Genomic DNA, 12,572 nt, shown 5'->3' on the forward strand with positions numbered 1-12,572 from the left:
CAAGAGTCTGACTCGTGGCACCACCCCCGCCCCAGCCCTCCCCCGCAAGCGGGAGAGGGAGCGCAGCTCCGTCGCGGTTGCGACTTCGCATCAAAAAAACGTCAGGATTTCTCCGCCTTCTTCGGCCGCGGCGGTCCCTCCACCGGCGGCAGCGATTTCAGATATTCCGCCATCGCGGTGCGGTCCTCCGGGGACAATTGCGAGGTGTTGCGGATCACGCGCGTCATCAAGCCGCCGGCGGTATCGCCGTCGGGCGTCTGCCCGCTCTCGAGGAAATAGGAAAAATCCTTCGCGCTCCACTCCGACATCCGCTTCTGGGTGATGTTGGGGACCCAGCCCTCGCCTTCCGGATTTGGTCCGCCGGCAAAGCGTTGCGCGTCGATGATGCCACCGAGAAAATTGCGCGGGCTGTGGCACTCCGCGCAATGACCGAGGCTGTTGACGAGATACGCGCCGCGATTCCATTGCGCCGATTTGCTGGCGTCCGGCACGAACGGCTTGCCGTCCGTGAACAGGAATTTCCACACCCCGACATTGCGGCGAATGTTGAACGGAAACGGCACGTCATGGTCGCGCGTCTTGCCGGCCACCGGTGCCAGCGTCTTCAGATAGGCAAAGAGATCCCTGACATCTTCGACCTTCGCATGTTCGTAAGACGCGTATGGAAACGCCGGAAAATAATGGGAGCCCGAGGGCGACGTGCCCTTGAGCATGGCGGTGACGAAATCGGCCTCGCTCCATCGTCCGATGCCATCGTTGGGATCGGGCGAGATATTGGGAACGTTGAAGGTGCCGAACGGAGACGGAATCGGCAATCCACCGCCGAGCTTGAGGCGATCGGGCTGGTTCGGCACGGAATGGCAGGACGAACATCCGCCGGCATTGAACGCTGTGAGGCCGTTGGCGAGGTTAGGCTTGTAGGCTGGCAATGAACTCGCAGCGACGACCGCCGGTATGGTCAGCCACCAGAAAATGCCAAGCCCGGCGATGGCTGCCAGAACGGCCAGAAGGAACAGTCGTTTCAGCATTCACCAATCCGTCATCGGGCGTTTTGATATGGCGGCCAGTATGTACGCAATTCCAGCCGGAAGCTTCCACGAAATTACGACGACTCTAGGCCGGTTCGGCAACAAACCGCCGCTGATCCGCGCGGCGAAATCCGCGGCCAGCTGGTGAGTTTCACACGACGATGAAGCAGGCTTCATACCCAGGTGATGAAGTCCACTTCACACCGAATTGATGAGCGAGGTAAGCGTTCGCGCCCGCGAATAAGAAAGAGGCCGGACACATCACGCGTCCAGCCCCTTCCTGTCTGGTCAACCGAAGGGCTAGCCCTTCTTGAGACGGTAGGTCTCGTGGCAGGCGCCGCATTCCTTGCCGATGCCGGGGAAATTCGCTTTCAGCGAGTCGAGGTCCTTGATCTTGGCCTTGGCCTCGGCCACCACCTTGGTAAAGCTGGCGACCTTGGCGTCAAAGCCAGCCTTGTCTTCCCAGATCTTTGGCGAGGGGGCGTAGTCGCCCTCCCATTTGGCGTCCTTGACGCTGGCGGGGAACATGGTCGGGAGCTTCTTTGCGGTATCGTTGAGCTGGGTGAGCGCGGCATCGACCGCGGCCTGATCGTAGGGCTTTTCGCCCTTGAACATCGGGCTCAACACGCCGCCGAGGTTCTTTCCGTTGGCCTTCATGACGTTCTGGGCATCCTTGACGGGATCCTGCTGCGCCACGCCTGCGCCAACACTGAGCAACAGTGCTCCTGCAACCACCAAAACCCGTTTCATTCGCTAGACCCCTCTTTTATGACACAAGCTGGTCCGCGACCGCCGTGGACCTTGCCTGACCTAGCCAACACCGCGAGTTTAGATTCATTCCAACTTCAACACAATATTCAGAGGTTATGCCGGCGCTGTGCCTCCCGGATGGCGATCCAGACCCGTTCGGCGGTCGCGGGCATGTCAATGTGGTCGATCTTGTATTCGCGCCACAGCCCCTCGACGATCGCATTGACCACCGCCGGGCAGGAGCCGATCGCACCGGCCTCGCCCGCACCCTTTACGCCGAGCGGATTGGTGGTGCAGGGAACGTTGTGGGTTTCGAAGTGGAAGGACGGGCCGTCGGCCGCGCGCGGCATCGCATAATCCATGAAGGTGCCGGTGACGAGTTGGCCGTCGCTGCCGAACACCGCCTGCTCCATCAGGGCCTGGCCGATCCCCTGCATGGCGCCGCCATGGACCTGGCCGGCCAGCAGCAGCGGATTGAGCGTCACCCCGAAATCGTCGACGATCACGTAGTTGACGATCTTGATGATGCCGGTGGCCGGATCGATCTCGACTTCGGCCAGATGGGTGCCGTTCGGGTAGGTGCCGTCGGCCTGGTTGAAGGTCGCACTCGCGTTCAGCTTTGACGGATCGACATCCGGACGTTTGGCCAGATCGGCGAAACTCACCGAACGGTCGGTGCCGGCGATCCGGATTCGGCCGTCGCTGATCTCGAGGTCGGCAGCGCTGGTTTCCAGTGCTTCGGCCGCGATCTCCTTCAGCTTGCCGCCGAGGTCGTGGGCCGCACGCTGCACGCTGACGCCCCCGGTCGGGATCGAGGCCGAACCGCCTGTGCCGAGGCCGGTGGCGACGCGATCGGTGTCGCCCTGCACAATGTGCACGCGCTCGGGCGGCAAGCCGAACTGTTCGGCGATCAACTGCGCATAGGCGGTCTGATGGCCCTGCCCGCTCGACTGGGTGCCGATCAGGATGGTGACGTCGCCGTTGGGATCGAGCGCCACATTGGCGGTTTCATCGCCCATGGTGCCGCAGATCTCGACATAACTTGCAAGGCCAATGCCGCGCACCAGCCCCGCCTTCTTGGCGGCCTTGGCGCGCTTGGGAAATTCCTTCCAGTTGGCGACTTCCATCGCGCGCTTCATATGCGCGGCGAAATCACCGGAGTCGTAGACCTTGCCGGTGATGGTCTTGTAGGGCAGCGCCTTCGGCGGGATGAAATTCTTGCGCCTGATCGCATCGGGCGTCATGCCGAGTTTGCGCGCGCAGGCGTCCACCAGCCGTTCGATCACGTACGCCGCCTCGGGGCGGCCCGCGCCGCGATAGGCATCGACCGGCACGGTGTTGGTGAACACGGTGCGGACGCGGCAGTGGAAGATCTGGATATCGTAGAGGCCGGGCAGCATGCCGGCGCCGCCATGCGGAATGTAGGGACCGAAGGTCGACAGATACGCGCCCATGTCGCCCATCAGGTCGACGTCCATCGCCAGGAACTTGCCGTCCTCGGCGAGCGCCATCTTCGCGACCGTGACGTTGTCGCGCCCCTGCGCGTCACCCACGAAGTGATCGGAGCGGTCGGCGGTCCATTTGATGGTCTTCTTCAGCCGTTTCGCCGCGACCGAGATCAACGCATATTCGCGGTACGGAAACAGTTTGGTGCCGAAGCCGCCGCCGACGTCGGGGCAGATCACCCGCATTTTTTCCAGCGGCATCTTGAGCACCATGCCGCCGATGATCTCGCGCAGGCGATGGCTGCCCTGGCTGCCGATCGTCAGCGTCAGATGATCCTTCTTGGCGTCGTATTCGGCGACCGCCGCGCGCGTTTCCATGAAGTTGGTGATGACGCGCGGATTGACGATCGACACTTCGGCGACCGCATGCGCTTTTGCAAACGCAGCCTCGGTTGCCGCCTTGTCGCCGATCGGCACGTCGAAAAGCAAATTGCCGGCATGATTGGGCCAGACCTGCGGCGCGCCTTTCTTGACGGCGTTGACAAGGCCGACCACCGCGGGCAGCGGCGTCCAGTTGACCTCGATCGCCTCGATCGCATCGCGGGCATGGTCGATGGTGTCGGCGACCACGAAGGCGATGGAATCGCCGACGTGGCGGACTTCATCCCTGGCGAGGATCGGGTACGGAGGTCCGGTGAACGGATCGACTTCGAAATTGAACAGGCACGGCAGATCGCCGAGATCCTTGACGTCGTCGGCGATCAGCACCGCGGCGACCCCGGGCATGCCGCGGGCCTTGGTGACATTGATGGTGAACTTGGCGTGCGCATGCGGCGAGCGCAGCATCAGCGCATGCAGCGCGGGAGACGGCGAGACGTCGTCAGTGTAGCGGCCCTTGCCGCGAATGAGCGCATCGTCTTCCTTGCGGCGGACGCTATGACCGACGCCGAACTTGATGGGAGCTGCCATCGTATCTCCAATAGCCTGATTGTTTCGCGCCATATTGGCGTGGTTCGCCGCCAAGCGCAAACGGGTTTAGCCGCGGATCAGCGAGAAAATCCAGCCTCTGCCGAACAGGACGAGGATCGAAACACCATAGACAAAGATGCCGCTCACCATAAGTAACAGCAATGCGAGTTCGTCACGGAACGAGCTCATTTGCGCGAAATAAATGGTGGCGAAACGCGCGGTCAACCAAAGGGCTATGGCAAGCACGATGCCAGATATCGCGAACTTGGCGAGCGATCCGAGCCACTCGCGGTCCAGTTCGAGAAATCCTCTTCGCACTGCAAAACCAAGTACCAGCAGCAGATTGACCCAGGCGCCGATGGCGGTTGCGAGCGCGAGGCCGATCTGGGCGAGCGTCCCCATCAACGCGACTTTCAGGGCGACGTTGACGGCAACGCCAGTCAGCGCCGCCTTGACCGGCGTCGCGGTGTCCTTGCGGGCATAGAAGGTGGCGACCGCGCTGCGGATCATCACGAAGGGAATGAGCCCGACGGCATAGGCCGCCAGTGTCGCGCCCGCTGCTGCGGCATCGGCTTTCGAGAACGCGCCACGCGCGAACATCGCGCGCATGATCACGTCAGGCACCGTGAGGAACGCGGCGACGAACGGTATAGAAAACAACAGCGTGAAGTTGAACGCCCGCCGCTGCGCCTTGGCGGCGCCAGCATCGTCTTGCGCCGCCAGGCGCCGCGACAATTCCGGCAGCAGCACCGTGCCGATCGCGATCCCAATCACGCCGATCGGCAACTGGTTGAGGCGGTCGGCATAATACAGCGCCGACAGCGCGCCGGCGGCGAGAAACGTCGCGATGATGGTGTCGGCGAACAGCGCCACCTGCGTTCCCATCGAGCCGATGGTCGCCGGCCCCAGCGCGCGAAAGAAAGCGCGCACATCGTTATCGAGCCGGGGCATGCTGAACTTCGGCAGAATGCCGTTCTTCGCCGCGTCACCCGCCAGCAGCAGGAATTCGAGGATGCCGGCGATCAGGACGCCCCATGCGGCGGCATAACCGGCGCCCGGAAAGAATGCGGCCAGCGCCAATGTCGCCATCATCGACAGATTGAGCAAGATCGGCGCCGCCGCCGCACTGGCAAAGCGATGCATGACGTTGAGCATGCCGCCGTACAGCGTCACCAGCGTGATCAGCAAGAGATAGGGAAAGGTGATCCGCGTCAGTGCAATCGCCAGTTCGCCGCGCGCCGGATCGTCGGCAAATCCCGGCGCCAGCAGGCCGATCACCTGCGGCATGAACAGCCACGCCACCACGAGCAGCACGATCTGGGCGCCGAACAGCAGCGTGAAGATGCGATCGGCGAACAGTTTTGCCGAGGTTACGTTCTGCCCGTGAAGATGGGCATAGGCCGGCACGAACGCGGCGTTGAAGGCGCCTTCGGCGAAGATGGCGCGAAAATGATTGGGCAGGCGCAGCGCCACGAAGAACGCGTCCGCGACCGGCCCCGCACCGAGGATCGCCGCGAGCATGATGTCGCGCGCAAAACCGGTCACGCGCGAAAGAAGCGTATAGCCGCCGACGGTGAAAATGCGCCCAAGCATGAGCCCGCTTCTAGCGCATATTCGGTTCTGATTGCATCAGAACCGAGAACTATATTTGTATCGACGCGCCTTCTTCACGTAAACGCTATCGGTTGACGCGTTTTCTTCGAAAACGCTTTGGCCCGAAATCAGGCGGAAAGCGCGCCGCGCACCGCCTGGATGACGCGATCCTGCGTCGCCTCGTCGAGATAAGCGTGCATCGGCAGGCTGATGACGTCCTCCGAAAGGCTTTCGCTCGCCGGCAGGCCGCCTTCCGCAACCGGGTAATTCCGGTAGGCGGTCTGCTGATGCATCGATTTGGTGTAGTAGACCGCGGTCGGAATGCCCTGCGCCTGCAGCGCGGCAGCAAAGCCATCGCGGTCGGCGCCCTTGGGCAGGCGGATGGTGTATTGCGCCCACACCGAGGTGCAGCCGGAGGCGAGCCGCGGCACGGTCACGACATTGCCGAGGCCGCGTGCATAACGATCCGCGATCTTGTTGCGCGCCGCGATCTCGTCCTCGAAGATCTTCAGCTTCTCGATCAGGACCGCCGCCTGCATGGTGTCGAGCCGTCCGGTGAGGCCGAGGCGGACATTGTCGTATTTGTCCGCACCTTGGCCGTGCACGCGGATGCTGCGCAGCGTGTTGGCAAGCTCGTCATCGTCGGTGAAGATTGCGCCGCCATCGCCGTAGCAGCCGAGCGGCTTGGCCGGGAAGAAGCTGGTCGCGGTGGCGAGCCCGAAGGTGCCGAGCTTGCGGCCCTTGTAGCTGGCGCCAAAGCCCTGCGCGGCATCGTCCAGCACGAACAGCCCCTCGGCCTCCGTGACCGCGCCGATGGCGTCGTGGTCGGCGCTCTGCCCGAACAGATCGACCACGATCACGCCACGCGGTTTCAGGCCGCGTTGCCGGGCGGTCGCAATGCCGCGCTTGAGCGAGGCGGGATCCATGTTGAAGGTGGCTTCATCGACATCGACAAAAACCGGCGTAGCCCCGGTCAGCGCCACGGCTTCACCGGTCGCGCTGAAGGTGAACGACGGACACAGCACGGCATCGCCGGGACCGATGTTTTTGGCCATCAGCACCATCAGCAGCGCATCGGTGCCGCTGGCGCAGCTCACGACATGTTTGGCGCCGCTGAATGCCGCCAGCGCCGTCTCGAGCGCGGTCACTTCCGGACCGTTGATGAACTGGCAGTGGTTGAGCACGCGGGACACGGCATCATCGATCGACTTGCCAAGCCGGCGGCGCTGCGCGGCGATATCGATCAGGGGAATGGGTTCTGGACGCATGTGCTGGTTCATGGAGCCTTGCTACGAATGAGATGAACGGTAATCAGCCGGCGACGCGGCGAGGACCCTTGCGCGCGGAGGAAGCCGCGGGCCGGGCCGGCGCTTCGAGGCAGCGGATCGCGATTTCCAGGCTGGCCACGCCCTCGTCGCCGGTAACCGCCGGCACATTGCCTGACCGGACGGCATCGAGGAACGCAATCAATTCGGCGCGCAGCGGCTCGTCATGGCCGACCGGCAGATGACGCATCGAATAGCTGCCGTCGGGCTTGAAGCCGAAGCACTCCGTAACCTGACGCGTCAAGAGGTCGCCCATCACATATTTGCCGCGGGTCGCGACCGTGACGTTGCGCGCCTTGAACGGCGTCAGCCAGTTGGTGTTGATATGGGCGAGCACGCCCGAGGCGGTGCGGAACTGCAGCAGCGCGATGTCCTCGCGCTCGGCGATCGCGCTGGAGAGCTGCGGCTGCACCTCGACGATGTCGGATTCGGTGAACCAGCGGATCAGGTCGATATCGTGCACGGCCAGATCGATGACGACGCCGACATTCGACATCCGCGGCGGAAACGGCCCGACCCTGGTGATGCCGATGGAAAGGATGTCCTCGCCCGAGATCGCCTGCTTGATCGCCGCGACCGCCGGATTGAAGCGCTCGACATGGCCGACCATCAGTGTGACACCGGCGCGATGCGCAGCGTCGACGATGTCCCGCCCCTCCTCGACCGTGGGCGCAATCGGCTTCTCGACCAGAATATGGATCTTGCGCGCGATGCAGGCGAGCGCGACCTCATGATGCAGATGGGTCGGGGCCGCGATCGTGACCGCATCGACGCCCTCGGCCAGCAATTCTTCGAGACCCTCGAAAGCGCGGCAGCCTGCGAGTTCGGTGGCGCGCAGGCGATGCTCCGGCAGCGGGTCGACGATGCCGACCAGCGTGACGCCGGGCAGCCCCGCCAGCACGCGGGCATGGTTGCTGCCCATCACGCCGGCACCGATCACGCCAACGCGCAATTCAGGCGTGGCGCCGGCTTTCGCATCCGACCCGGACCCTTTGGAACTCATATTGTCGACCCCAACAAATCAATCCCCCAGTATTGCCCCGGCGGTTCTCTAGCACGCCGCCACAAATGTGGCGAACGCCATCCTCGCTATCCGGACACGTTTTGATTCAAAGAGTTACAGCCCAGAAACACTGAGAGAAGCGCATTGGCGGGGCTCATCGGGGGCTTAGGCCACCGCAATATGGAGGAATTAAGTGCTTCGGCCGAGGCTATGGGAGCCCGTCCTGCCTAACCGCCGGACAGGCTTTCCCGCAGCCGTATGACCTGAGGCCGCAACTGCTCGCAGGCGAGTTCGCGCTCGAATCGAACCACATCCTCGCGTGACTGGCTGGCGCGCAGCTTGGCCAAGGTGGCCCTCTCCTCGTCACAGCTTCGGACCTGGACAATCGGCGCGGGCTGCGCCGGCTTCGCCCCTGATGGCGCGGACTGAGCGGATTGAAGGGTTGGCGGATTGGCCGCAACCGACGGCTCGTCCGGTTTCGCCACTTCCTTCGCGATTTCCTTGGGCAGGCTCTCGCGCAGCCGCACGATTTGCGGGCGCAACCGCTCGCAGCTGAGGTCACGCTCCAGCGCGGCCAGATCGGCGTGCGAGGGATTGGCGCGGATCTTGGCAAGCCTGGCTTCGTCCTTTTTGCATTCGGGTGCCGGTGCGACAGTCGCAACGGCGACCTTCGGTTCCGGCGGCTTCGGGGCGGCTTCCTGTTTCGGGGCGGCCGGCGGCGGCGGTGGCGCAATAACCAAGGCCGGCGGCGGCGCAACTTTTTCAACGACAGGCTTGATCTGGGCGGCGATGGCCGGCGCCGCGTTGGCGACCGCCGAGAGGCTTTCCCGCAACCGCAGGATCTGGGCACGCAATTTCTCGCAGCTCAGGCTCCGTTCCAATTCGGTGACGGCCTCGATCGACGGGTTGCTGCGCAACTGCGCCAGCATGGCGCTGTCGCGATCACAGGGATCGCCAGGCGCCGGCGCGGCGTCAGTCGGCGGCAGCGTCCGGATGTCGGTCGATATGCCGGCGAGCGACGGACTGGTCGGCTCCTTCCGATCGATTGCGGCGATCTTGGTCCGCGCCTGCTCGGCCAGCAATTGCGCAGCCTCTTCACGCAGCTTGCGCTCCCGCTCGGCCGCGAGCTTCACGCGTTGCTCTTCCTGGGCCTTGGCGGCTTCCCGCTCCTTGCGCTCCTTCTCGGCCACGAGCCGCAAGCGCTGCTCTTCCTGCGCCTGCGCGGCCTCGCGTTCCTTGCGAACCTTCTCGGCTGCCGCCTGCGCGCGAAGGGTCTCCTGCTTGCGCAGCGCTTCTTCCTGCTCGGCCAATTTGCGCATCATCGCTTCGCGTTCGGCCATGCGCTGCTCTTCCGCAAGCCTTGCCGCTTCCCGCTGACGGGCCTCCTGGTTCTGGCGTTCGCGAATGGCGGCCTCGATGCGCTGGATGCGGTTTTGCGCCTCCGGCACGTAGCTCGACGTCGAGAACTTGGCGATGAAGTCCTGCAGCACGGCGGGATCGGGCGAGTCCTTGATCTTGTCGAACGCGATCCGGTCGGTCTGGTTGAGGTAGTAATTGCTCAGCAGCGACACGTAGGTTTCCGGGCGCTGGCGGCCGCCGGTCTGGGCGTTGACGTCGGCGGCGACGCGGCGGAACAATTGTTCGATTTCGAGGCCGGGCTCCTTGAGCCGCTTCAGGAAGGCGCTGGTGAACGGGCTGTTGCGGCCGTCGCCGTCGGCGGCGACTTCATCCGCCGCGGTGGAATAGGCCACCACCATGCCCTGGGCCTTGTCGATCTTGGCGAGCCCGCCGCGCACCGCATCGATGGCGCGGCTGTCGCCGGACTTCTTCTTGCGGCGAAGCGCGTTGACGATCGGATTGTTGCGGCACGCATCGAGGATCACGATCTTGACGCCGTCGCCGCGGTCGAGCGCGGCGCGCACGTCGTCGAGCGGCGTCATCTGGTAGCGGAAGCTGATCTCGTCCTCGACTTCGGCGTCGGTCGGCATCAGGAAGTTGCGGCCCTGATACTGGACGGCATGACCGGCGTAATAGAACAGCGCGGCGTCGGCGTCGGTCGCCAGCCTCGCGAATTTGGCCATGTTCAGGTCGAGATCGCGCTTGTTGGCGTCGATCGCCTGCAACACTTCGAAACCGACCCCGCGGAGTGCCGCGGCAACGTCCGTGGCGTCGTTCTTCGGATTGGCCAGGAACAGGCTCGCATTGCTGTAGTTCGAGTTGCCTACAACCAGCGCAACGCGCCGGTCAGCCTTCGCAACGCTGATCGAACAGGTCAGCAGCACGAGACTATACAGAGCTGCAATCCAGATCGGACGACGTGTGCTCATATCAGGCTCCGGAACTGCCCCCTTTAGTAATAGCGACGATATTTGCGATACTTCCTCTTCGCAGGCGGACGACCGTTGGCGGTGACCGTGACCGTGATCGGTTCCGACAGCAACGGCGGATCGTGCGGGATGTGGAGCTCGTCGGCGAGCAGCAATCGCAGCGTATGCTTGCCGAGCGGAAGCGTAATCTTGGCTTCGGTCTGGCCGGCGCCGAAATGCAGATGATTGAAGTCGGCGGGAATCGGTAGGTCGAGGTTCGGAACGTCGGTATCGATCAGCAAATGGTGGTGACCGGTGTTGACCTTCTCGAAGCCGGCGGGTGCAACGCCCATGCCGATCAGGCCGAAACGGATGACCGGGTTCGGCGTGACATAGCCGCGATTCTTCGGAAAGACGAAATATACCTTGGCGCCTTCAGGAGATTTTTTGCGGCCCGCGCTGGCGGGGGTTGTCGTGGCGGGCGCCGCGGCAGATGCCGACGCCGCAGGCACCTGGGAGGCCGCAACCACGCGAATCTTGATCCGCTCGGAGATCACCGGAATCGTATTCGGAATGTGGTCCTTGTCGCCCAGCACCAGCTGCAGCGTGTGCTCGCCTTCCGGCAAGGTCACTTCGGCCTCGGTTTGCCCCGCGCCAAAATGCAGATGATTGAAGTCGCTCGGGATCGGCTGATCGAGCGGCGGCAGCTCGGTGTCGATCAGCAAATGGTGGTGTCCGGCGTTCGCCTTGTCGGAGCCGGCGGGCGCGACGCCCATGCCTTTGAGGCCGAAATTCACGGTGAAGGTGGTCGGTACCGTCTGACCATCCTTGAGGCCAACAAAGTAAACCGCTGCACCCGGGGGAGAGGGATTGGGACCACCAACCGGCTTTTGTTGTCCGTGGCTCGGTCCGATCGTTCCTGCCAGCATCAAAAGCGAAACAGCAATTCCAGTCGATACTTTCGAGAACACGCGCACACCTCCTAAAATCAGACAGGCCGGCTGCCAAAATCTCAAATAACTCAAGAACTGAAATGCGTCTGTGAAATAGTACACTGGATTTGCGCCATTGAATATCGTCCCCTGCCCGCGGGCGGACCACACCCTTGCGCCCAAGCTCTCGTCGATTCGATTATGGGATGAGGCGAGCTGGAGTATTATAATACCGCCAAACTAACTGACGATAGCGACACTGCGACTTTTGATTTTATGGAGTGTTGCGGGCACGATGGACCGACAGGCGGCGCGCGGGACGACCGGCGCAATTGAGGCCGAGGGTACGATGTTCAGATTTTTTGCTTTTTTGATATTTCTGCTCGCGGCCGGACCGGCCGCCGCCCAGTCGGCCGCACCGCCCGAACCCGGCGAGCTGTTCCGCGACTGTCCGGATTGCCCGGAAATGGTGGTGGTGCCATCAGGCGAGTTTGACATGGGCGGCAAGGACAGCCCGTACGAGGCGCCGCAGCACCGGGTCACCATTGCCAAGAACTTCGCGATCGAACGGCGCGAAACCAGTTTCGCCGAGTGGGATGCGTGCGTCTCGGACGGCAAATGCAGGCACCGGCCGGACGATCGCGGCTGGGGTCGCGGCGATCAGCCGGTGATCGACGTGAGCTGGGAGGACGCCAAGGCGTTTGTTCTGTGGCTGACGCAGAAGACCGGCCGCAACTACCGCCTGCCGAGCGAGGCCGAGTGGGAATATGCGGCGCGCGCCGGCACCACGACCACCTACTGGTGGGGCAAAGAGGTCGGCAAGTCGAACGCCAATTGCGACAATTGCGGCGACTCGCTGCGCCGGACGATGCGGACCGGATCCTACCGGCCGAACGGCTTCGGGCTCTACGACACATCCGGCAACGTCTACGAATGGGTCGAGGATTGCTGGAACGACAATTACAAGAATGCGCCCAAGGACGGCTCCGCCTGGACGCAAGGACAATGCCGCCAGCGCGTGCTGCGCGGCGGATCGTTCGCCAACAAGGCCAATACGGTCACCTCGGCGGCGCGTTACCGCTACGATCTCGACGTGCGCTATTTCGCCAACGGTTTTCGCGTCGTGCGGGACGTTCAGTAGTCCTTCGGTTCTGCTTCGATCAGAACCGAGCTTGCGCCAGGGACAATAAACCCGCTTTCTCGGTCACGTCTTTTTTGCTC

General features: G+C 63.3%; 9 protein-coding genes. 1 reads left to right on the plus strand and 8 read right to left on the minus strand.

The annotated features are described in order from the left end of the window. Positions 1-101: 101 nt before the first annotated feature. From JQ574_RS26010 to JQ574_RS26045, 8 genes are all read right to left on the minus strand, one after another. On the minus strand, positions 102-1,028 hold the full coding sequence (locus JQ574_RS26010) for a cytochrome c (protein ID WP_212214725.1): 927 nt from the start codon (positions 1,026-1,028) through the stop codon (positions 102-104). Between the two features lie 300 nt (positions 1,029-1,328). Then, complete coding sequence (locus JQ574_RS26015) at positions 1,329-1,778, minus strand: cytochrome c (RefSeq protein WP_212214723.1); 450 nt, start codon at positions 1,776-1,778, stop codon at positions 1,329-1,331. Positions 1,779-1,885: 107 nt separating this feature from the next. Further along, on the minus strand, positions 1,886-4,192 hold the full coding sequence (locus tag JQ574_RS26020) for a xanthine dehydrogenase family protein molybdopterin-binding subunit (protein WP_212214720.1): 2,307 nt from the start codon (positions 4,190-4,192) through the stop codon (positions 1,886-1,888). Positions 4,193-4,258: 66 nt separating this feature from the next. Further along, positions 4,259-5,785 carry a murein biosynthesis integral membrane protein MurJ gene (murJ, locus tag JQ574_RS26025; RefSeq protein WP_212384004.1) on the minus strand — a complete coding sequence of 509 codons (1,527 nt, stop codon included), beginning with the start codon at positions 5,783-5,785 and terminating at the stop codon, positions 4,259-4,261. 128 nt (positions 5,786-5,913) lie between these two features. Beyond that, a complete protein-coding gene (locus JQ574_RS26030) occupies positions 5,914-7,065 on the minus strand; it encodes a DegT/DnrJ/EryC1/StrS aminotransferase family protein (protein ID WP_212384005.1) in 1,152 nt (383 codons plus the stop codon). Positions 7,066-7,096: 31 nt separating this feature from the next. After that, a complete protein-coding gene (locus JQ574_RS26035) occupies positions 7,097-8,113 on the minus strand; it encodes a Gfo/Idh/MocA family protein (protein WP_212214714.1) in 1,017 nt (338 codons plus the stop codon). A 227-nt stretch (positions 8,114-8,340) separates the two neighbouring features. Then, on the minus strand, positions 8,341-10,440 hold the full coding sequence (locus JQ574_RS26040; RefSeq protein WP_212384006.1) for a caspase domain-containing protein: 2,100 nt from the start codon (positions 10,438-10,440) through the stop codon (positions 8,341-8,343). 23 nt (positions 10,441-10,463) lie between these two features. Beyond that, positions 10,464-11,390 (minus strand): DUF4399 domain-containing protein, encoded by a 927-nt coding sequence (locus JQ574_RS26045; RefSeq protein ID WP_312014740.1) that lies wholly within the window; start codon positions 11,388-11,390, stop codon positions 10,464-10,466. Positions 11,391-11,700: 310 nt separating this feature from the next. Between JQ574_RS26045 and JQ574_RS26050 the strand changes: the two genes are divergently transcribed. Then, positions 11,701-12,492, plus strand: coding sequence for a formylglycine-generating enzyme family protein (locus JQ574_RS26050; protein WP_249119596.1), 792 nt, complete (start codon positions 11,701-11,703; stop codon positions 12,490-12,492). Positions 12,493-12,572: the final 80 nt, after the last annotated feature.

The organism is Bradyrhizobium sp. AUGA SZCCT0158 (assembly GCF_018130065.1).
Taxonomy (GTDB): Bacteria; Pseudomonadota; Alphaproteobacteria; order Rhizobiales; family Xanthobacteraceae; genus Bradyrhizobium.